The 20512-nt window shown below is 63.3% G+C and carries 20 protein-coding genes; all 20 read right to left on the bottom strand.

Annotated elements, in window-relative coordinates:
• Entirely contained in the window at window positions 1-1908 is a 1908-nt protein-coding gene (locus tag JI744_RS17515; RefSeq protein ID WP_202662468.1) for an AI-2E family transporter, read from the bottom strand.
• 83 nt (window positions 1909-1991) lie between these two features.
• The gene (urtE, locus tag JI744_RS17510) at window positions 1992-2687 is read right to left on the bottom strand and encodes an urea ABC transporter ATP-binding subunit UrtE (protein ID WP_202662467.1); all 696 of its coding nucleotides are present in this window, start codon (window positions 2685-2687) and stop codon (window positions 1992-1994) included.
• 1 nt (window position 2688) lies between these two features.
• Window positions 2689-3432, bottom strand: a complete 744-nt coding sequence (urtD, locus tag JI744_RS17505; protein ID WP_202662466.1) for an urea ABC transporter ATP-binding protein UrtD — start codon at window positions 3430-3432, stop codon at window positions 2689-2691.
• A complete protein-coding gene (gene urtC / locus JI744_RS17500) occupies window positions 3429-4661 on the bottom strand; it encodes an urea ABC transporter permease subunit UrtC (protein WP_202662465.1) in 1233 nt (410 codons plus the stop codon). The genes urtD and urtC overlap by 4 nt, the downstream gene beginning before the upstream one ends.
• 4 nt (window positions 4662-4665) lie before the next feature.
• Entirely contained in the window at window positions 4666-6609 is a 1944-nt protein-coding gene (urtB, locus tag JI744_RS17495; protein WP_202662464.1) for an urea ABC transporter permease subunit UrtB, read from the bottom strand.
• Between the two features lie 54 nt (window positions 6610-6663).
• Window positions 6664-7959 (bottom strand): urea ABC transporter substrate-binding protein, encoded by a 1296-nt coding sequence (urtA, locus tag JI744_RS17490; RefSeq protein ID WP_202662463.1) that lies wholly within the window; start codon window positions 7957-7959, stop codon window positions 6664-6666.
• A 355-nt stretch (window positions 7960-8314) separates the two neighbouring features.
• Entirely contained in the window at window positions 8315-8842 is a 528-nt protein-coding gene (locus JI744_RS17485) for a hypothetical protein (protein WP_202662462.1), read from the bottom strand.
• Window positions 8843-9077: 235 nt separating this feature from the next.
• Window positions 9078-10133, bottom strand: coding sequence for a DUF1513 domain-containing protein (locus tag JI744_RS17480; protein ID WP_202662461.1), 1056 nt, complete (start codon window positions 10131-10133; stop codon window positions 9078-9080).
• A 1-nt stretch (window position 10134) separates the two neighbouring features.
• Entirely contained in the window at window positions 10135-11109 is a 975-nt protein-coding gene (locus JI744_RS17475) for an imelysin family protein (RefSeq protein WP_236019524.1), read from the bottom strand.
• Window positions 11109-12617 (bottom strand): di-heme oxidoreductase family protein, encoded by a 1509-nt coding sequence (locus JI744_RS17470; RefSeq protein ID WP_202662459.1) that lies wholly within the window; start codon window positions 12615-12617, stop codon window positions 11109-11111. Before JI744_RS17470 ends, JI744_RS17475 begins: the two co-directional genes overlap by 1 nt.
• Before the next feature lie 91 nt (window positions 12618-12708).
• On the bottom strand, window positions 12709-13194 hold the full coding sequence (gene bfr / locus JI744_RS17465; RefSeq protein WP_202662458.1) for a bacterioferritin: 486 nt from the start codon (window positions 13192-13194) through the stop codon (window positions 12709-12711).
• Window positions 13169-13459, bottom strand: a complete 291-nt coding sequence (locus JI744_RS17460; RefSeq protein ID WP_202662457.1) for a (2Fe-2S)-binding protein — start codon at window positions 13457-13459, stop codon at window positions 13169-13171. Before JI744_RS17460 ends, bfr begins: the two co-directional genes overlap by 26 nt.
• A gap of 10 nt (window positions 13460-13469) precedes the next feature.
• Window positions 13470-14726 carry an imelysin family protein gene (locus JI744_RS17455; protein WP_202662456.1) on the bottom strand — a complete coding sequence of 419 codons (1257 nt, stop codon included), beginning with the start codon at window positions 14724-14726 and terminating at the stop codon, window positions 13470-13472.
• Between the two features lie 25 nt (window positions 14727-14751).
• On the bottom strand, window positions 14752-14913 hold the full coding sequence (gene hemP / locus JI744_RS17450) for a hemin uptake protein HemP (RefSeq protein ID WP_202662455.1): 162 nt from the start codon (window positions 14911-14913) through the stop codon (window positions 14752-14754).
• A gap of 233 nt (window positions 14914-15146) precedes the next feature.
• The gene (locus JI744_RS17445; RefSeq protein ID WP_202662454.1) at window positions 15147-16139 is read right to left on the bottom strand and encodes an MDR family oxidoreductase; all 993 of its coding nucleotides are present in this window, start codon (window positions 16137-16139) and stop codon (window positions 15147-15149) included.
• A gap of 70 nt (window positions 16140-16209) precedes the next feature.
• A complete protein-coding gene (locus tag JI744_RS17440; protein ID WP_202662453.1) occupies window positions 16210-17136 on the bottom strand; it encodes a BKACE family enzyme in 927 nt (308 codons plus the stop codon).
• 24 nt (window positions 17137-17160) lie between these two features.
• Window positions 17161-17796: a CerR family C-terminal domain-containing protein gene (locus JI744_RS17435; RefSeq protein ID WP_202662452.1), complete on the bottom strand. Its 636-nt coding sequence runs from the start codon at window positions 17794-17796 to the stop codon at window positions 17161-17163.
• Window positions 17797-17881: 85 nt separating this feature from the next.
• The gene (locus JI744_RS17430; protein WP_202662451.1) at window positions 17882-18790 is read right to left on the bottom strand and encodes a lysophospholipid acyltransferase family protein; all 909 of its coding nucleotides are present in this window, start codon (window positions 18788-18790) and stop codon (window positions 17882-17884) included.
• A gap of 63 nt (window positions 18791-18853) precedes the next feature.
• Complete coding sequence (locus JI744_RS17425; RefSeq protein ID WP_202662450.1) at window positions 18854-19870, bottom strand: GGDEF domain-containing protein; 1017 nt, start codon at window positions 19868-19870, stop codon at window positions 18854-18856.
• A 1-nt stretch (window position 19871) separates the two neighbouring features.
• Window positions 19872-20459 carry a heme NO-binding domain-containing protein gene (locus JI744_RS17420; RefSeq protein ID WP_202662449.1) on the bottom strand — a complete coding sequence of 196 codons (588 nt, stop codon included), beginning with the start codon at window positions 20457-20459 and terminating at the stop codon, window positions 19872-19874.
• Window positions 20460-20512: the final 53 nt, after the last annotated feature.

Raw genomic sequence — 20512 nt, 5'->3', positions numbered from 1 at the left:
TCAGCTTGCGGTCTTGGTCCGGCGTCGTGCAGATGCACGGGCGCTGGTTCGTGCCGCCGCCGCAACCTTGCGCGGCGCCTCCTTGATAAAGGCAGCCTCCAGCGCCGCGTCAAGCGAAGTCACCGCAAAATCAGCGCCTATTGCTTGAATTTCCTCGATTTTTTCTTGACGTATCGGCGGATATGTCCCCGCCTGATCCAACGATCCCAGCACGCCATCGGGCATTTGCCAGACCAGAACGCCCACCCGCAAATGCGGTGCTGCCCGCTTCAGCCGCCGGATATGCAGCAAAGAGGCGCGGCTTGGCGCCGGGTCCAGAAAGCACAGGATCAGACAGTCCGCACCGTCCAGATCAAGGCTGGCAACGCGCGAGGGCGCCAGCGTCTCATGCCCGTGCCAGCGCGCCTCGGCCCCTTCAACCCCCAGGCATTGCGCCAGCATCGCGGCAGAGGCATCGTCGATCTGCCAGCGCCCGCCGACACAGGCCACGCGAAAGCCCTTGCCGGGGGCCTCTGGCTCGGCGTCCTCGGGTGGGGCGTCACGCTCTTCCTCGGCCACCGGGGTCAGGTTCTCGACCAGTTTCAAGGCCACATTGGCCAGCCGCGTCTCTTGCTCGGCGGTCAGAACACCGCGGTCGCGGTCATCCTGCGCCTGAAGCAGCGCGGGAATCGCGGTGGTCTGGTAAAACTCGGCCAGCGCCGCTTCCTCCAGATCCTCCTCGGCGTGAAAGGTCGCCTCGACCGCATCACCCGCCAAGAGGCGCTGATACAGCCGCACATGGGGATGCAAAACCGGCTCATCCCCCAACAGAATGTCAAACAGCTCAAACTGCGGCAGATGGCGGCCCAGCACCACAAGGCAAACCGTCAGCGGCGTGGACAAAACGAGCCCCAGCGGCCCCCACAGGAAGGTCCAAAAGATCGCCGCCACGATGATAGCCAGCGGGCTCAGGCCCGTGCGCGACCCGTATAGCCACGGCTCCACCACGTTCGAGGTAATCAGCTCTACCGCGACAAACAGCGCGCCTGTCCACAACAGCGCCGACCAGTCGGGCGAGACGGCAACCGCCAGAAACAGCGGAAACGCCGCCGACAGCACCGACCCGATATAGGGCACGAACCGCAGAACCAGCGTCAGCAGCCCCCACAGCACAGCATTGGGAATGCCGATCAGCCACAACCCCACCCCGATGGGAATCGCATAGATCGTGTTCACCAGCAGTTGGATCAACAGATAGGTCGCCACCCGCGAACCGGCATCCTGCAACAATTGCGTAGTGCGGTGAATGTCATGCGCGCCGACCAGCCGAATGAAGCGTTCACGCAACTGCTCCCGCTCCATCAGCATGAAGATCACCACCACGACCACCAGACCCGTGGTCGCCACCGGGCTGATCAGCGGCAGCACCAGGTTCAGCAGCACATCCCAGGCGTTGGTCCGTTCAACCACCTCGACCTGCATCGGCCGCGCCGATCCGTCGCCCGGCAGGGCCGAACCGATCTCGGCGTTGACCGCCGTGATCATGTCCGACAGCCGCGCCGCAAGGCCATGCCCCCCGCCCGTGGCCTTCAGCGCATCGACCTTGGCCAGGATATTGGCCTGAAAGGTCGGCAGGTTCTGCGCCAATTCGCCAATCTGGCCGACCATCACCAAGGCCAGCAGCGCCATCAGCGCGAATGCGATAAGCACCACCCCCAGCACCGCGCCCAGCATCGGCACCCCGCGCTTGCGCAGGGCCGAGACCAGCGGCGACAGCGCAAAAGTGATCAGCATGGCGATGGCCAGCGGCAGAAACACCTCTTGCGCCAGGTACATCACCGCCGCGACACCAGCGATGGTGGCTAGCCGCGGCAGAGTTATCCGGCGATGGGATGCCGGATCGCCCGAAACGGCCTCATAATCCATCATCGCCCCCCCCCGCGACTCGCCCAGCGAGCCGCCAGTTTGCTTAGCCTTTCGCCGCCATGGCAAGGTCGATGATGGAGAGGGCGTCAAACCGAGACGACGGCCCGCAGATCCTCTTTGGCGAAATTGTCCTTGGGGCCGGAATGGGTGATCTGGCCGCGCTTCATCACATAAAATGCGTCGGCCAGACCATAAGCAAATTCAAAATACTGCTCGACCAGCACAATCGCCATGCCGCCTTGCCCGCGCAGGTGGCTGATCACCCGGCCAATCTGCTGGATGATATTGGGCTGAATGCCCTCGGTCGGTTCATCCAGCAACAAAACCTTGGGCTTCATGATCATGGCGCGGGCAATGGCCAGTTGCTGCTGCTGGCCACCCGACAGGTCGCCCCCACGGCGGGCCAGAAACTGTTTCAGAATGGGGAACAGATCATAAATCTCATCCGGCACCTTATGTTCCGACTTTGGCAACAGGGCATAGGCGGTTTCCAGATTTTCCTTCACCGTCAGCAAGGGAAAGATCATCCGCCCCTGCGGCACCACCGACAGGCCGCGCCGTGCCATGTCTTGCGGCGGCACCCGGCCCACCTCGGCGCCATCGATTTCCACCGTGCCGCCCGACCGCAGATGGGTGCCCGCCAGCGCCTTGAGGAAACTGGTCTTGCCCACGCCATTGGTGCCCATGATGCAGGTCACCTGCCCGGCCTGGGCCTGAAAGTCGATGCCATGCAAAATCTGGCTGCCGCCGTAATGCAGGGTAAGGCCTTGAGTTTTCAGCATATCACCCTCGCCCCAGATAAACGTCGATCACGGCGGGGTTCATGGTCACATGGTCCAGACTGCCCTCGGCCAGAACCGAGCCTTCGTGCAGCACCGTGACCTTGCAGTTCAGCCGCCGGATGAACTCCATGTCATGCTCCACCACCACCACGGCGCGGGTTTTTGCCATGTCCACCAGCATCGCCGTGGTCTGCTCGCGCTCGGCCAGCGTCATGCCCGCCGCCGGTTCATCGACCAGCAGAACCCGTGGTTCCTGCGCCAGCAGCATGCCGATCTCCAGCCATTGTTTCTGCCCATGCGACAGCTCGCCCGATTTGCGGGCCAGTTGGTCGGCCAGCCCGACCTGTGCGGCAAGGGCTGCGATCCGCTCGGCGTCAATCAGCTTGCGCCTCCAGCCCAGCACCCGCAGCGGATTGCGCGAGGCTTTCAGCGCCAGCGTCAGGTTTTCGGTGACGGTCTGATCCTCGAACACCGTGGGGCGCTGAAACTTGCGGCCAATCCCGGCGCGGGCGATCTGCGCCTCGGACATCCGCAGACAATTCAGCGACCGTTCGCCGAACGTCACTGTCCCCTCATCGGGCCGGGTCTTGCCGGTCACGATATCCATGAAGGTCGATTTTCCCGCCCCGTTCGGCCCGATGATCGCGCGCAGTTCGGCGGGGCCGATGGAAAAGGAGAGGTTGTTGATGGCGCGGAACCCGTCGAACGAAACCGAGATGCCGGACACCTCAAGAATGCTGCTCATTCCAGCGCCTCCTTTTCCTGCAATGACCCATCCTCGGGGCCAAGCGGCGCGCCCTTGCGGTCCGGGCTACGGCGGTGCAGCGCAAGGTCGAACAGCCCGCCGATACCTTTGGGCGCGAACAGCGTGACCAGCACGAACACCACGCCCAGCAGCACCTGCCACCAATCCACCCAGTCAATCCGAAGGATGCCCAGATCAATCGCAGGAACCCGCCCGCCGGTGAACAAGGACGACATCAGCGACACGAACGCCGCCCCGATTACCGCGCCATAAAGCCGCCCGCGGCCTCCAATTGCCACCCAGACCGCCAGATAGATCGAGGCGATGGGTGCCAGTTCCGCCGGATTGATTATGCCCGCCTGCGGATAATACAGTACCCCGGCGATGGCACAGATCACCGCCGTAAGCGTGAAGATGAAAAGTTTATAGCTTTCAACGCTGTATCCAAGGAACCTTACCCGCGCCTCGTCATCGCGGATCGCCCGGATCACCGATCCGAACTTGCCGCCAACCACACCCGACAGCACGATATAGGCCCCCGCCAGCGCCAGCGCCGAAGTCCAAAAGAACCAGACCGACAGCTGGTCCTGCCCTACATCTCCCAGTCCCGGCAGGTTCTGTAACCCCGACAGGCCGTTGTTGCCCCGCAGCCCTGAATCGTTCTGGAACAGATACAGCGCCAGCGCCAAAGTCATCGCCTGTGTCAAGATCGACAGGTAAACCCCTGTAACTCTTGCCCGAAACGCCAGCCAGCCAAAGATCAGAGCCAAGAGCCCCGGCACCAGTATCACCAGTGCAAGCTGGATCGGCAGCGAATATGCAAAGCTCCAGACCAGGGGCAGATCGGATGACCCCACCACCCCGAAAATCTGCGTGGCGATGCCTTGCCGGATTTCTTCCGCCGTGGCGGGCAGCGCATCTTGCGCCAGGGCGGCCACCACGATCTCTTCTGTACGGGCGTACATCAGCCACATGCCGATCAGATAGCCGCCCAAGGCAAAGAAAGCCATGTGGCCAAGGGAAAGGATGCCAGCATAACCCCAGATCAGGTCCATCGCCAAAGCGGCCAGACACAGGCACAGAGTCTTGCCCAGCGTCTTGACGAAAGAGGTGGAGACGAAGCCCGCGCCGTAAGCCTCTGACCCGAAGGTCACGATAAGGGTGAACAGCGCCAGAAGGGCCAGAAAGATCAGAACCGAGGGGTTGCGGGCCAGAATGCCTTGTTTCATGGCCTTAATCCCCCGCCGCCCGGCCCTTGATGGGAATGATCCCGCGCGGCCGGAATTGAATGAACAGGATGATGAACAGGATCATATAGGTCTGCGCGGCAAGGGTGTTTGACGGGTTCATCCATTCGATCACCTTTTGCAGTCCGCCAATCATGCTTGCCCCGGCCAGCGTGCCCCAGATGTTGCCAACGCCGCCCACAACAACCGTCATGAACGATTGCACGATGTAATCGGACCCCAGTTCCGAGGTGACCTTGGCGTAAAGCCCGATGGCCACCCCCGCGATGCCCGCGATGCCCGATCCAAGGCCAAAGGTCAGCATATTGATCCGGTCAGGATTGATTCCCATGCTGGCGGCCATGGTCGGGTTCTGCGTGACGGCCCGCACCTCCAGCCCCAGCCTCGTGCGCTTCATCAGCCACAGGAAAAAGCACAGGAATATCAGCGCCAGCACGAAAATCGCGATGCGGATATAGCTGATCGACACCACATCGTTAAAAGTCAGCGCCCCGTCAAGCCAGGCGGGCGCGGTGAGCGGGCGGGCCTGAGTGCCGAAGATGTTCTTCAGAAGTTGTTGCAGTGCAATGGAAATTCCGAAGGTTGCCAGCAGGGATTCCAGCGGGCGTTTGTACAGATGTCTTATCACCAGTCGTTCGATCCCCACCCCTGCCGCAAAGGTCACGGCAAAGGCCAGCGGCAGGGCGATCAGGATGCTGGCGGTGTAATTCGGCACCCATTGCTGCACGACATAGCCGGTATAGGCGCCCAGCGTCAGAAACTCGCCATGGGCCATGTTGATCACCCGCATGACGCCAAAGGTAATGGCAAGGCCGATGGCGGCAAGGAAGTAAATCGCCGACAGCGACAGCGCATCAAGGCCCAGATCCACCACCTCCATCGCGCCCTGTTTCAGGGTGATGCGGTCCAGCGCGGCCTTGGCTGCCCCGGTTACCGCAGGGTCAGGCTCGGCATAGACATCGTAATAGCGGTGGGCGGCGACGGCGGCGGTCACCTCATCCGAAGTGGCGGCGGTGGGCACGGTGCCCGCCTGTTCCAGCGCGGTATAGGCCCGGTCGCGGGCAGTCTGATCTGACAGATCGGCCAAGGGAATGCCGCCCACCATGCCCCCTGCGATATTGGCCGCCAGCGCCGCCTTTTGCTCCGCTGCGGTCAGGCGCGCCGGGGCCAGATTGGCCGCCACCAGCAGGTCATAGGCATCGGCTTCGGTCAGGTCACGCCCCGGCGACAGCTCATTCGCGATGTTGGCGGCGGGCGGGGCGTCGCCCGTGGCCACAAGGCGCGTGGTGGCCAGCAAGGGGTTCAGCGCGCCGCGCAGGTCAATCCCAAGATCGGCGCCAAAGCCGTCAATTGCGGTCACGCGTTGGGCGCTGTCCGGGTCGAACCGCAGCGTCAGCAGCCGCTCCAACCGCGCTTTTTGCGCATTTAACGCCGGGTCGGTTTCGCCCGCCAGCGCCGCCCGCAGCGGGGCAAGATGTTCGGTCTTGGGGTCGCGCGCGATCGAGGTCAGCGCCTCGGCCCGTTTTGCCGGGTTTGGGTCTGACAGGGTAAACTGCACAAGGGCGGTGGCGATCAGGCCGCGCACACCGGCATTGGGTTTCAGTTCGGAAATCTCTGATTTCGGGGCGGTTCCGGCATCGGCGCCGGTCAGGTCGGTCAGCTTGTAGCCGTCGCCCTCAGGCATGATCAGAAAGAAAGCCTTGTCGGATTTGCGCAGGCCCAGCCCCTTGCTGGCCCAAGCCTGCAACACCGCCGCCGCCATCGGATCGCCCGAGGCGACCAGCGCCTCGATCACCGGGCCGATGGTCTGGCGCGACGGTTTTTCGATCTTGGCCGCATTGGCCGCGGCAATCGCGGCTGCCGTTTCGGCCCGCAATGACAAAGGCATAAGCGCGGCGCACAGCGCCACGGCCATCAAGATCAAGCGCATGCTGTTCCCGCCCGAAAGGCTGAAGCGGGGCCGGAAAATCCGGCCCCGGTCAAGTCAGTAGTTCGACTTCAACTGGACGCAGGTTTTGGTGTCCTTGTTGTACATCCCGCATTTCAGGTCTTTCCAATCGGATTCCAGCACTGCGGATTCCGGCAGGAAATCGGTCCAGGCGTCGCCCGGAACCGGCTCGGTCTGGCTGATGATGTCGAACTGGCCATCGGCGCGAATTTCGCCGATCAGCACGGGCTTGGTCAGATGGTGGTTCGGCAACAGTTCCGCCGTCCCGCCGGTCAGGTTCGGGAATTTCTGCCCGATCAGCGCATCCAGCACCGGGTCAACATCCACCGTGCCCGCCGCCGTCACCGCATTCACCCACATGTTGAAGCCAATGTAATGGGCCTCCATCGGGTCATTGGTGGTGCGCTTGTCGTTCTTGGTATAGGCGTGCCACTGGGCGATGAAGTCCTTGTTGGCAGGCGTATCGGCGCTTTCGAAATAGTTCCAGGCCGCCAGATGGCCGACGAGGTTCGAGGTATCGAGACCCGAAAGCTCTTCTTCGCCAACCGAGAAGGCCACCACCGGCAGCTTGTCTGCCGTCACACCCGCCGCCGCCAGTTCCTTGTAGAACCCGATGTTGGCATCGCCGTTGATGGTGGAAATCACGCCCACCTTCTTGCCGTCAGCGCCCAGCGCCACCACGTCAGCCACGATCTTGGACCAGTCGGAATGGCCGAAGGGGGTGTAGTTGACGAAAATATCCTCGGCCGGGATGCCCTTGGATTTCAGATACGCTTCCAGAATGTTGTTCGTGGTGCGCGGGTACACATAGTCGGTGCCCAGCAACGCGAATTTCTGGATGCCCAGCTCGTTCAGGAAGTAATCGGTGGCCGGAATCGCCTGCTGGTTCGGGGCGGCGCCGGTGTAGATCACGTTCTTCGACGATTCCTCACCTTCGTACTGCACCGGATAGAACAGCAGGCCGTTCAGTTCCTCGATCACCGGAAGCACCGATTTGCGGGAAACGGATGTCCAGCAGCCGAACATTACGGCCACCTTTTCCACCGTAAGCAGCTCGCGCGCCTTTTCAGCGAACAGCGGCCAGTCAGAGGCCGGGTCAACTACCACCGCCTCCAGCTTCTTGCCCAGCACGCCACCCTTGGCATTCTGCGCGTCGATCAGCATCAGCATGGTGTCTTTCAGCGTGGTTTCCGAAATCGCCATCGTGCCCGACAGCGAATGCAGGATACCGATCTTGATGGTGTCTTCGGCCCCAAAGGCAAGGCGCGGCAGGCTGAACGTGGCCGTGGTTGCCGCGACGCTGGCAAGCAGCGAACGTCTGGTCAGTTTCATGGTCTTCCCCCTGTCCGGTCACCCGTCTGCACCATGCCGATACGGACAACGGTGGCGGGCGGCACTGGTTTGATCGTTGTTTGGGCTGGACTGTTCCCCAGCACAGACAGCAGACAGGCAGGCGGGCAAGCCAGCAAGAAATGTCGGAAATGCGATGGGATGCGTCGCCCTCAAACCATGCAAATGATGAATCTTTCACCCATATATTCATGCTGCGGTGCAGAAATTAGGCGACTCATGTGTGCCGGGCGTGAAAATCTGGGCGACTCGACCGGGCCCCTGAACCATGTGGGGAGCAAGAATGCGAAAAGCGGCCCCTTGCAGGGCCGCTTTCCAATCACACATCCAAACAGGCTCAGGCAGATTTGCGGCGGCGCTTCGCAGCAAGACCGCCCAGCCCGCCAAGGCCCGCCATCAACAGCGGCAAAGCTGCCGGCAGCGGCACGGCACCCGGATCGACCGGACCGCAATTCACCCGGCATTCGCTGGGGTCTTTGTAGTGCGGCACATAGAACGGGTCGATGAAGATCCCGCTCGAGGTGGCATCGCTGACCACCAACCCAACGCCAGGCGCGCTGGTTCCGACCAGCCCGGCGTAAAAGACCGAGAAGCTGAACGTGCCAGTGCTTCCAACCGCCAGCGAATATATCTGCTGGAACTTGACAGCGCCATCGTCCCACAGTTGGAACAGCACATCATCAAGGCCAAGTCCGTCATCATTGTCGCCGGTAAAGGTCAGCTTGCCGGTCACGAAAACGCCTGCCGTATCGTATTCAGCGCCCGTCAGATCGGAAAAGGACAGCGTGGTGGCGGCAGTCACAGGGGCGGCGGCACCCGCGACAGTGGCGGCGGCCACAACCGTAGCAATCAAAGTTTTTTTCATCGGATAACCCTCGTCGTTTTCAAGAATGTGTCAGAACTGGTTCGAGCCGGTGACAACTCCGGGTAGAATGACTATGCACTAGTATAAATTTTCATAAAATTCAGTAATTTAGAACAATCAAACGCCACTGTTCACACGCTGAGAACAATCCATGATTGAATCAAAAGGCGCCACAGCAACCCTTCGCACTCAACCCTAGGAAGACGCCGAGTTTTCCGGGCGGCCAGTGCCCGCCTTAGCCCAGCGCGATCAGGTGGTTGTCCCAGGCCGTTGCCTGTTGCGACAAGGGTGACAGCCCTGCCGTGGTGCAAGACCACACCGCCCCCTGCCCATCGGTGGCGAGAAATCCCGACTCGGCGCGAGCAACGCCGCAAACATCGGCGCGGCGCAGGGTGACCAGGGGCACACCTTGATCGGAAAACACAATCAACACCCCCCCAACGGGCGAGGTGATGGCAATCTGCCCCGCCGCCGCCGCGATCGACCCGGCATAGCCCTGCATGGCAAAAGCATCGGCATCGGCGGGCGGGCACAGGCGCGGTGCGGAACCGGGCCGCCACAGGCCCAGTTGCGGCACAGGTTCTGCCTTGTCGCCTTCCCACTGCATGGCAAAGGCGATGTCATCGCCCGACAGCGCCAGATGTCGGATCGAGTTCTGGCGCAGATTGGCCTCCAGCTCTGCCTGTTCCAAAATCTCACCCTTGGGCGAAAGCAGGGTCAGATTCGGGCGCATGGTGTCGATGTTCAGCTTGGTCCGGTCGCCCGGATCGGTCTGGATGCCGCCATTCGCGATCACCAGCCGCCCGTCGGTCAGCCGCTTGATGTCATGCGGCCCGATCCCGCCAGAGGCCCATTCGCCGATGCGGGTATAGGTTGCGGCGTCCCACAGACCCACCCGGCCCTCTGACCCTTCGGCAATCACTTCCGAGGTCATCAGCACGCTGCCATCGGCCGAAAACGCGCCGTGGCCATTGAACTGGCGGCCTTCGGGCGGGGTCAGGCGGTGGCTGACAAGGCCGGTCACGCAATTTACCACCAGCGCAAAGGTTCCGGGACGGCGGGCAAAGGCCACTGCTTCGGGGCGGTCTGGATGGGCGGCGGCGGCATGGCCGCGCGCGGGAAGATCAATCTGGAACAGGCTTTGCCCCGCGGCAGAAATACCGTGCAGAACAAATCTGTCCTGCCCCAGCTTACCCGCCGCCAGATAGGCCGGGCTGCCCGCATCGGCCCACGAAAGGCGCGGCAGGCTGGCGCAGGCCAGCCCGGCCAGAAAGGCGCGGCGCGTCGCCATATCAGTCTCCGTCCTGCGAATTGAAGCCCAGATCCACGCCCAGCGCGGGGGCCATTTCGGCAATCATCGTATCGCGCGCGGCCTTGACCGCCTGTTGCACGATTTCCACCCGCAGATGGCCCTGCGGATCACCCACTGCGGCAAAGGCCGGATCGTCCAGCTTTTCCGCCAGCCCGACCGCGCGATCTAGCCCCGCCAGCGTCAGCACCGACTTGTCATCCAGCGCTGCCGCGAACCCGCGCAGCGCCTGCAACATCAGCGCGACATTGCGCTGCGACCGTCCAGCGGCGCCCGATTCCGCCCGTTCGGGATGCGGCTTGTCGAACGAGCCCAGCGGGCGGCCAAGCTGCTGATCAACAATCGCCTCCAGCCCGGTGGCGCCCTGAGTAAACAATGCCTGCAACGCCTCTTGCGGCGAAAGGAAGGCAGTGTTGCCCGGCTCTCCGGCGGTCAGCAGCGTTGCGGCATAGGCGGGCCAGTCCGCATTCACCCCGGATGCCATGCGTGCCAGATCACTCGCGGTGGCGCGGATCAGGGGGCAAGCATCGCCCTCGAACGGCGTATCGGGGTAAAGCAGCCGCTCCAGGCCCATCAAACCGCGGGCCGCCACCGACTGATCGGCAAAGGCCGCAGGTTCCAGCGCCGCCGCATCGCCCGAAAGCAGCGCACGCTGTGCCTTGGCGCCCAAACCCTTGGGGTCTGGCCAGAAATGAATGGCCAGCGCACGACCATCGTCTTCGACCGGACCAAGGTGAAAAAAGGACACAGCCAGCCAGGCATCATAGGCGGCATTCCAGGCGGGCTTGACGGCCTCGGGCGAACAATCCTTGTCCGCCGCGGCGGCCAGATCGGCGCTGGCCTTGGCAAAGGCGGCATAGCCGGGGGTCAACTGCCCCTCGACCGCCTGTTTCAGATCGGCCAGCGCGGGGGCGGCCATCAGGCCAAAGCCAAGCACAAGGGCGGTAATGCGGACCATCACAGGCTCTCCAGAAAGGTGATCAAGGCGTCGCGGTCAGGTTTCGGCAGGCCAACTACGCGGTCACGGGCAGCCTCTGCCTCGCCGCCATGCCACAGGATTGCTTCAAGCAGGTTACGCGCCCGGCCATCATGCAGGAAATAGCTGTGGCCGGAAACCTGCTGGGTCAGACCGATACCCCACAGGGGCGCGGTTTTCCATTCGCTGCCCGAAGCGCGGCCTTCGGGGCGGTTGTCGGCCAGCCCCGGCCCCATATCGTGCAGCAGCAGGTCGGTATAGGGCCAGATCAGTTGAAAGCTTTGCTCTGGCTGGTCTTTCAGGCGGTTGGTGACGTATTTCGGCACATGGCAGCCAATGCAGCCTGCGTCATAGAATACCTGCTTACCCTTCAGCACCACCGGATCGCCGGGGTTGCGGCGGGCGGGAACGGCAAGGTTGCGCGAATAAAAGGTCACCAGATCAAGGCTTTCGCGGTCCACCTCCAGCCCGTCTCGGATGCCGTCTTCCTGGCCGACAGGGGCCGCGCGGCAATCGGCCTGCGCCGGGGTGCAATCGCCCCAGCCATCGGGATGCAGCACGGTCGAAAGGCCCATATCGCCCTGAAACGCACCGGCCGACTGCTCTTTGATCGTCGGCTTGCCGCCCTTGAAGCCAAACCGCCCCAGCATCGGCGCGCCGAATTCGCCCGATGGCACGATGGCAGCACGCCCGGAAATGCCGTCGCCATTGGCATCATCGGGGTCTTCATGGGCCAGAATATCCGCCGCCGGAACGGCCTCCAGCAGCCCCAGCCCGATCATCTGCGGGGCCACGCGTGGCGACAGCATTGCCCCCGCCCCCAGATCGCCATAGCCGCCATCCACCAAGGCATATTCCGGCGCCCGCAAGTTGACCACCGTACCATCCGCCAGCGTCACCGGCACCTCGGTATAACGGATGTCCATCTTGCCTTCGCTGGCCATGCCGGCCGAAGCGAGGTTTTGAATCTGGCCGCCGTAATGCGGGTCGTCCTGCGTGGCCAGCCACTCTTTGATGCCTTCGGGCGAAGGCCCGCCCGGCACCGAGACGCGCAGGAACATCGACACGCTTGCCCCGCCCGGCTGCTCTGGCGGGTGGCCGCGCCCATCCTTCAGGTGACAGTCCTGACAGGCCCGCGCGTTATAAAGCGGCCCCAAGCCGTCCGAAGCCCGCGTTGATGACGGCGCTGCAACCCAGGTCTTGGTGAACAGGCCGTTGCCCAGCTTGAAATCCAGTTCCCGCTCAAACGCCATATTGCCCGAAGATTGCGAAAACGCATCCGCCGTGCTGCTGGCCCGTATCGTGGCCGCCCCGGCGGGGTTGTCTTCGAACTTTTCGGGGGCGGTGAAATCGGTGGTTGGCCGGACCACGCCGTCAATCCGCGCCTGCTCTTTGGCGGTGCGGGGAATGACCGTCAGGTGGCGGTCGTCCAGCGTCTGGGAAAAGGCGGGGGTGGCGAGAAGTGCCAGAAGGCAAAGGGGGCGAAGCATGGGAACCTCCGTTCGCCCCCTCTCCTAGCCGATTTTCCGACTGTTTCAATCGGAAAATATTGCCGCGACATCCCGCCTCACGCGGTTGCGATCATTCGGCCTGATCGGCGGGCGTCGCGTTCAGCAACCCATAGCGTTCTTCGCCCAGCCTGTCGTACAGGCCAAGCTGGGTTTCCAGAAAGTCGATATGACCCTCTTCATCGGTCAACAGCTCGTCAAACAGGGCGCGGCTGACGTAATCGCCCACCTTGTCGCAATGCTGGCGCGCCTCGATATAGAGCGTGCGGGCGCCATGTTCCGCCGCCAGATCGGATTCCAGCGTTTCGCGCAGGGTCTGACCAATGCGCAAAGGGTCCAGCTTTTGCAGGTTGGGATGGCCTTCCAGAAAGATGATCCGCGTGATGAACTTGTCGGCGTGGTGCATCTCTTCAATCGACTCGGCCCGCGACTTTGCGGCCAGACGGCCAAAGCCCCAGTCTTCCTGCAAACGATAGTGCAACCAATACTGGCTGACCGCCGTAAGTTCAGACCGAAGCCCCGCATTCAGATACTCAATAACCTTGGGGTCGCCCTTCATGCTGCCTTCCTTTCCTTGACACAAGTAACGGTATCGGCTGGCTAAGGGGGCGCGGTGGTGCGCCCTCTGTGGCTATGCTGAAACTGTCACAGTCGCGCATGGTGTCAAGGAACAGCGGCAGACATCCGCCACAATCGGCACGTTTACCCAAAGCGCGATAGATCTTGCCGGGCGTGATCAGCGTGTCGGGGTCCGCCGCGCGCATCCACTGCACCGCCGCGCGAATATCGCGGTCCGAGATGGCCATGCAGTGGCAGACGAGCATCGCAAAGCCCCTATTGGAACACGGCGCCGGGGTTATCCAGACTGTCCGAGCCCTCGAATGTGGTCTTTGACAGGCCCAGCGCCGCGATGCTGCGCTCAATCGCCGGGGTCTGGTCCACCAGCGCATCCACCGCCGTCATAATCAGCGCTTCACCCTCTTTGTTGCCGGGGGCCAGCATCTGGTCATAGGCCTCGCCCCCCTCGGCGCGGGTCTTGACCGCCAGCAACGCCCCGACCGAGGCATCGAGCCGCGCCTTCATCTCGGCATCCACCGACGGGTCTTTGGCGGCCACAAGTTCCGACAGTGAAGCCCCCGTCACGACCGAACCGTCCACCCGGGTATAGCTGCCCAGATAGACGTTCCGAATGCCGATGCCGTCGTAATAATTGCTGTTATAGGTGTTGTCGGAAAAGCAATCATGCTCTTCCTCGGGGTCGTTCAGCATGACGCCCAGCTTCATGCGCTGGCCCGCCAGCTCGCCGTAAGACAGGCTGCCCATGCCGGTCAGCATGGCCATCAGGCCCACCTGCGGATCGTCGGTCACATGGGCGCGCGCCGCGCCGCCCTCGGCCCAGGCGGCCGTCATCTCTTGCAGATCGCTGACCAAAAGGTCGCTGGCGGCCAGCAGATACTGCGCGCGGCGGTCACAATTGCCATTGGTGCAGTCGGTCCCTTGGGCATAGTCGGTCCAAGGGCGGTTGCCCGCGCCCGGGCCGGTGCCATTCAGATCCTGCCCCCACAGCAGGAATTCGATGGCGTGATAACCGCTGGCCACATTCGCCTCAACGCCGCCTGCCTCAAACAACGTATCCGCAATCAGTGCTGGCGTGATGGTGGTGGCATCTACATCCTTGCCCGACAGCGTGAAATGCGGTGTGGCAATGACGTTCAGCGTGGCCAGATCGTTCTCTTCGTTCTGCCCATAGGACGGATCGACATAATCGATGAACCCTTCGTCCAGCGGCCAGGCATTCACCTTGCCCTCCCAGTCATCCACCAGCGGATTGCCAAAGCGGTACGCCTCGGATTGCTGATAGGGCACCCGTGCCGCCAGCCAGGCCTTGCGCGCCGCCAACAGCGTTTCCTCCGACGGCTGAGCGATCAACGTACCCACCGCCACCCGCAGGGTCTGCGCCGTGGTCAGGCTGTCGCCATAAACCGCTTCGGCAATGTCCGCATAATTCCGCACCACATCGGCCGGCTCTGCGGCCAGCGCCGGGCCAGCAAGACAGGTGGTGAACAGAAAGACAGTCGAAAGGCGTTTCATGGGGGCGTCCGTGGCTGTTGCAGGGTTACTTGGTCAAAATCAGCTTGCCCGCCCGGGTGATGCGCAGCGAATAAATCTGCCCCGACAGGACGATGCGAGCCAGTGCCCCGCCGTTCGTCAGGTTAAGCGCATCATGAATCGGAACGGTGTCAGCCTCAAACACACTGGCAGGGATCAGGGCGGTCATATCTGGGTCTCCCTCTGCCGAGGGGTTTGGCAAAAAGGGGCGTTGTCCTTTGGTTGCATCCCAAACCTCCCGCACGTTTCAGATTTCCGGCTTGCCCGGGAAGGCTGGCTTGACCGAATAGATGACAAAAAGACTTTGGATTGTAAACCAGATTCTTTTACTCAGATATACACAGCGCAGAAAAAGGCCGCCCCTGCGGCTTGCAAGGGCGGCCAGATTGCACGACGCAAGCCTCAGACGGTCACATTCACCACAACGCGGCCCTGTACGCCGCCCTGCAAAATGGCGGCCCCCAGAGCGGGCAGTTCGGCCAGTGTCACCTCGCGCACCACCCCCTCCAGCACCGCCATCGGCAATTCGGCCGCAATCCGCGCCCAGGCGCGGCTGCGCTCGGCAAAGGGCGATTGCGCCGAATCGATGCCCAGCAGGTTCACCCCGCGCAGCAGGAACGGAATGATCGATGCCGGAACCTGCAAGCCCCCGGCATTGCCCACCGCCGCCACGCTGGCGCGGTGCTGCAACTGCCCCAAAATCCGCGCCAGCATCGCGCCGCCCACCGCGTCAATGCAACCCGCCCAGGCCTCGGCCTCCAGCGGGCGCTTGACCACCTCCGCCAGATCGGCGCGCGGTACGATGCGGCTGGCCCCCAGATCGCGCAAATAGCCCTCGGTCTCGGGCCGCCCCGTTACTGCCGCCGCGCGGTAGCCATTGGCCTTCAAGAGCGCCAGCGCCACCGACCCCACGCCCCCGGCAGCCCCCGTCACCAGAACCTCGCCCTTGTCGGGCCGCAACCCGTGATCCTCCAGCGCCATGAGCGCCAGCATTGCGGTCAGCCCCGCCGTCCCCACCGCCATCGCCTGCCGCGTGGTCAACCCGGCGGCCAAGGGCACCAGCCAGTCGGCCCTGACCCGCGCCTTGGTGGCATAGCCGCCCCAGAACGCCTCTCCCACCCGCCAGCCGGTCAGGATCACCTTGTCACCCGGCGCATAGCGCGCATCGCGGCTGTCCAGCACAACCCCGGCAAAGTCGATGCCCGGCACATGCGGATAGCTGCGCACCAGCCCACCCCCCGTGGGCGAAAGGCACAAGCCGTCCTTATAGTTCAGCGTGGAATATTCGACCGCAACCGTCACCTCGCCCTCGGGCAGCCGGTCATCGGGCAGATCGCGCACCCCGACAGACACAATGCCCTCGGCATCCTTTTCAACCAGCAGCGCCCGAAACATCACCCTTTTCCCTCATCTGTTCATAAGTATCCTCTGGGGGTCCGGGGGGCGAAGCGCCCCCGGCCTTCGGTCAGAACCCAACCGCCGCCGCCCCCTTCAAGCCCAGCATCGCGCGTGCCTCGTCCGGTGTCGCCACCTCACGGCCCAGCGCCTCGACAATGCCGCGCACCTTTTCCACCTGCTCGGCATTCGATACCGACAACCGGCCCTTGCCGCTGTAAAGGTTGTCCTCCAAGCCCACGCGCACATGGCCGCCCATGCCCGCCGACATCGCCGCCAGCGCCATTTGCTGACGCCCCGCGCCCAGCACCGAAAAGGCATGATCGGCCCCGAACAGCCGGTCAGCCGTGTCCTTCAGGTGCATCAGATGCGCCGGTTCCGCCGCGACCCCGCCCAGAACCCCCATCACGAACTGCACGAAAATCCGGCCCGGCACCAAGCCCCGGTCGCGGAAATGCGCCAGCATGTACAGATGGCTGACATCATAGCATTCAAACTCAAACCGCGCGCCGCGCTCTGCTCCCATCCGGCGCAAGATGCCTTCGATGTCGCGCGGCGTGTTCTTGAACACCAGATCGTCCGAGCCTTTCAGGAACGGCTCTTCCCAGTCATGCAGCCAGGCGCGCGGCTTGGCGGCCATCGGATACAGCGCGAAATTCATGCTGCCCATGTTCAGGCTGCACATTTCCGGCGCGCAGGCCAGCGGGGCCGCCAGCCGCTGGTCCAGCGTCATCATCGCCGACCCGCCCGTTGTCATGTTCACCACAGCATCGGTTTCGGCCTTGATGCGTGGCAAAAACCCCTGCCAATGCTCCAACGCAGACGAGGGCCGACCGTTGACCGGATCGCGGGCATGCAGATGCAGGATAGCCGCCCCCGCGCGGGCCGCCCCAATTGCACTTTCGGCAATCTCTTGCGCCGTCACCGGCAGATAGGGCGACATCGTGGGCGTATGGATTGACCCGGTGATGGCGCAACTGATGATGATCTTCGACATATCGCCCCCCGCGTCGCCGGCAGCCTAACCGCCCGACAGCGCGGATTCGATACCCCGCGTCAGCGTATCGATGATCTTGGCAATCTCGCCCGGCCCATAGGCCCGCCACCCCATGCGGCGGCGCACGATCCCTTCGGCAATGCGAAAGTAGAACAACTGCCCCATCAGCGCGAAAACCGCCAGCCGCACCTGCTCGCTTTCCTCGGCCAGCCCGGTCGCCACTGCCCACAGCACACACAGGCGCCGGTGGGTCGGCTCGATCATCCGGGCATAGACCAGATCGACCGAAGGCCCCTCTTCCGCCAGCTCGCGCAGCATGAAGCCGATCGCATCGGGCGGCGCCATGCCCCCCAGCACAAAGCCCGCCACCCGCGTCAGCGTCGATTTGATCGCCGCCCGCGCCTGCGACGGACCCACCGGCTGCGGCCCGGCCTTCCCCACCGCCTCGCTGATCAGCCGCGCCACTTCTTCGGCGCAGGCCGTGCGCAGCCCCTCTTTCGAGCCAAAGTGATAGGCGATCGAGGCGACATTGGTTTCCGCCCGCCCGGCGATGGCGCGCGTCGATGCCCCGGCATAGCCATGCTGACTGAACAGATGCAACCCCGCCGCAATCAGCGCGGCGCGGGTTTTGTCAGAAGAGGAAAGTGGGGTCTGGGTCATGCAACAATTCTTCAAACGGTTGTTTGAAATGCAAGCAAAATAAAAGCCGCACCCAGAATGCGGCTTTGATCGTTACGATCAGCACTTACCAGCGGACGTGGCGCGGCCAGATATAGGTTTCCTCGGGGTCCGCCCCGCCCGGCCCAGCCAGTTCCATCGTGATCCGGCGCAGGTGGCGCGTCACTTCGGCCTTGTCCATCTTGCGCAACTGCTCTGCCGAAAGCGGCTCGCCCAGCGTCACGCCCACCTGCCGCCCGATCTGCCGCCGCGTTTCGTGAAAGATCAGCGCCACCCGCAGCGGATAGGACAGATGGCTGGCAATCTGGAACAACCGAGAGTTTTGTCCGGCAAAGTGCAACGGTAGTGTTGTCACGCCCGGTATTGTTGCCAGCCGCCCAACAAAGGGGTGCCATTCGGCGTCCACCGCCGGGCCACGCAGCGGTTTGTTGGCCGTTGCCACCCCGCCGCCGGGAAAGATTGCCACAGCCTCGCCCGCCGCCAGCGCCTCGGCGGCACGTCGCCGCGTTTCGCCCGAAATGCGCCGCGCCTCAGCCGTACCCGAGAAATCGACCGGCAAAAGATGGGGGCGGATTTCGGGGGTCTGGCACAGCAGGCTGTTGGTCAGAATACGGGACTGGCCGCGCAATTCCATCCCCAGATGGCCAATGGTCAGCCCGTCCACAATGCCGAAGGGATGGTTCGCCACCAAGAGCAACCCGCCCTTTTGAGGAACCTCGGCCAGCGGAAACCCTGCCAGACGGATATCAAGCTGCAAAACACGCACCGCCGCCGCGAATACCGATTCGCCGGGCTGGGGATGCGCGGCCCAGTCCATATACATCTCGCGCAGGCGCGGCTGACCGCTGATCCGTTCGACCCCGCGGATCACCGCGCGGCGGAACCGACTTTGCCCCGGATGAGAATAGGTAAAGCGCACCCGGTCGGAAGGGGCAGTTTCCTCGGGCGCAAGGCGGGCAGTCAGGGTGTCAGGCATGGGGATCAGGGCCGCTGCAAGGATCGGACAAGGGTAAAGCGGGCATGTAACGGCCCAGTGACATCACCGCCCTACCAGACCCTCGATCAGCGGGCCACCCACCAGCAGCGCCTTCCCCCTGCCATCGCGCTTGACATCATAAAGCGCGCTGTCGGCATCGCTCAGCATCCGGTCGGCATCGGGGCTGTCATAGAGGGTCGAGACCGTCACCCCGATCGAGGCGGAAATCCGGCAGTCTCGCCCCTCAAACGCAATCGGCTCGGTCACGCTGGCGATGATGCGGTCGGCAATCCGCATCAGTTGCGCGGTGTCCGACAGGTTGGGAAAGACCACCACAAACTCATCCCCGCCGACCCGCGCCGCCATATCGGTCGCGCGGGTTTCCTGGGTCAGCACCCGCGCCACCTGCCGCAGCACATGGTCGCCCGCCGCATGGCCCAGAGTGTCATTGACCTGTTTGAAGAAATCGAGGTCGATATGCATAAGCCCGAAGGTCGCCCCCAGCCGTATCAGTGCCTTCATCTGCAAATCCAGCGCCCGGCGGTTGCGCAATCCGGTCAGCTGATCGGTCAGTGCCTGTTCCTCTGCCGCCACCTTGGCCCCCTGCAACCGGCGGTTCAGGTTGCGCAATTCGTCCATCACCGCTGTCTTCGCCTCGACCAGATACAGCATTTCCACCGTCAGGTCGGTGGCGGCAAAATCCTCTACCGTCAGGGCATGGCGGCGCACGGCCTCTGCCACGCCGATCCCGAACGACAGGTTCAAAAACGCCCCCCCATCCAGCGTCGGCACCACCAGCGCGCGGAATGATACCGTCGGATCAGAGGTCAGAACCACCCCCAGCGCCAGATCGTGCTGGGCCAGCAGAACCGGCATTGTCAGTGGCCCCGGCGGGCGGCGCAGCGCCAGCACATCGCCAATGTTGCGGCCCAAGGCGGCCTGCCCGTTCATCAGCTTTTGCAACGTCGGCCCGGCATTGACAATCTGACCAGTGGCATTCACCGCCAGATGCAGCGGCATCAGGCGCGCCAGCGCCAGCGGGCCGAAACTTACGCTGCCATCTTTCAGCCGCGCGCCCATCCTAATGCGCCCTGACCGCCAGATCGAACCTGCGACCAGCGGCATAGGCCCCGTCCAAAAGTTCGATCAGGATCACCTCGGCCCCGTCTGCCTCTCCGTCATGCTCCAGCAGAACCAATGCGCCGTAATCATCCGCCATCGCCCGCAACAACCCCACCGCCACATACCCCACACCCGGAATCACCCCCCGGCACGACAGGCGGAACCTGCTGTTGCCCTGATCTTCAAGATCAAGCCCCGGCATGTCCAGATCGGGCAGCGCAAGATGCGTGCGGTCCGGCAAATCTTCCAGAGAATGCAGGAATTCGACGAATCCCGCGCCGCCAAACCGCAACAGCCGCCGCAGCCCTTCGACATTGGGGTGCGACACAAGATAGGTGCCCAGATCCTCCAACACCGTTTCGCGCGGGCGGGCGAGTTCGGCCACCGCCGCCGTCAGAACCGCCTCGGTCACCGCATTGTCATAGGTCAGCATGGCCTCGAACCCCTCGGGGCCAACTCCGGCGCGACGCGCCACCGCGAGCCAAAGCCCATGGCCATAGGTGTCGCGCAGGAAGCACTGAACGGCCCTGTTAAACAAACCCTGCATAAAATGACCCGTAAACGATTCCGCCTACAGGCTAGGAGGCAAGCCTTAACAAC

The sequence above is a fragment of the Fuscibacter oryzae genome (assembly GCF_016765795.1).
In the GTDB taxonomy this organism is placed as follows: domain Bacteria; phylum Pseudomonadota; class Alphaproteobacteria; order Rhodobacterales; family Rhodobacteraceae; genus Fuscibacter; species Fuscibacter oryzae.
Note: the sequence above shows the minus strand (reverse complement) of the source record. Positions and strands in the feature narration are given on the sequence as shown.

Excerpts from the sequence above, each read along its gene's own strand:
- hemP (WP_202662455.1), bottom strand. The coding sequence starts at position 14,913 with ATGACCGCCCTGATCCCTGCCAGTGTGTTTGAGGCTGACACCGTTCCG.
- JI744_RS17445 (WP_202662454.1), bottom strand. The coding sequence starts at position 16,139 with ATGTTTCGGGCGCTGCTGGTTGAAAAGGATGCCGAGGGCATTGTGTCT.
- JI744_RS17430 (WP_202662451.1), bottom strand. The coding sequence starts at position 18,790 with ATGCCTGACACCCTGACTGCCCGCCTTGCGCCCGAGGAAACTGCCCCT.
- JI744_RS17475 (WP_236019524.1), bottom strand. The coding sequence starts at position 11,109 with ATGGTCCGCATTACCGCCCTTGTGCTTGGCTTTGGCCTGATGGCCGCC.
- urtA (WP_202662463.1), bottom strand. The coding sequence starts at position 7,959 with ATGAAACTGACCAGACGTTCGCTGCTTGCCAGCGTCGCGGCAACCACG.
- urtB (WP_202662464.1), bottom strand. The coding sequence starts at position 6,609 with ATGCGCTTGATCTTGATGGCCGTGGCGCTGTGCGCCGCGCTTATGCCT.
- JI744_RS17455 (WP_202662456.1), bottom strand. The coding sequence starts at position 14,726 with ATGAAACGCCTTTCGACTGTCTTTCTGTTCACCACCTGTCTTGCTGGC.
- JI744_RS17420 (WP_202662449.1), bottom strand. The coding sequence starts at position 20,459 with ATGCAGGGTTTGTTTAACAGGGCCGTTCAGTGCTTCCTGCGCGACACC.
- JI744_RS17480 (WP_202662461.1), bottom strand. The coding sequence starts at position 10,133 with ATGGCGACGCGCCGCGCCTTTCTGGCCGGGCTGGCCTGCGCCAGCCTG.
- JI744_RS17460 (WP_202662457.1), bottom strand. The coding sequence starts at position 13,459 with ATGCTCGTCTGCCACTGCATGGCCATCTCGGACCGCGATATTCGCGCG.
- JI744_RS17470 (WP_202662459.1), bottom strand. The coding sequence starts at position 12,617 with ATGCTTCGCCCCCTTTGCCTTCTGGCACTTCTCGCCACCCCCGCCTTT.
- JI744_RS17440 (WP_202662453.1), bottom strand. The coding sequence starts at position 17,136 with ATGTCGAAGATCATCATCAGTTGCGCCATCACCGGGTCAATCCATACG.
- bfr (WP_202662458.1), bottom strand. The coding sequence starts at position 13,194 with ATGAAGGGCGACCCCAAGGTTATTGAGTATCTGAATGCGGGGCTTCGG.
- JI744_RS17425 (WP_202662450.1), bottom strand. The coding sequence starts at position 19,870 with ATGGGCGCGCGGCTGAAAGATGGCAGCGTAAGTTTCGGCCCGCTGGCG.
- JI744_RS17435 (WP_202662452.1), bottom strand. The coding sequence starts at position 17,796 with ATGACCCAGACCCCACTTTCCTCTTCTGACAAAACCCGCGCCGCGCTG.
- urtE (WP_202662467.1), bottom strand. The coding sequence starts at position 2,687 with ATGCTGAAAACTCAAGGCCTTACCCTGCATTACGGCGGCAGCCAGATT.
- JI744_RS17515 (WP_202662468.1), bottom strand. The coding sequence starts at position 1,908 with ATGATGGATTATGAGGCCGTTTCGGGCGATCCGGCATCCCATCGCCGG.
- urtC (WP_202662465.1), bottom strand. The coding sequence starts at position 4,661 with ATGAAACAAGGCATTCTGGCCCGCAACCCCTCGGTTCTGATCTTTCTG.
- urtD (WP_202662466.1), bottom strand. The coding sequence starts at position 3,432 with ATGAGCAGCATTCTTGAGGTGTCCGGCATCTCGGTTTCGTTCGACGGG.
- JI744_RS17485 (WP_202662462.1), bottom strand. The coding sequence starts at position 8,842 with ATGAAAAAAACTTTGATTGCTACGGTTGTGGCCGCCGCCACTGTCGCG.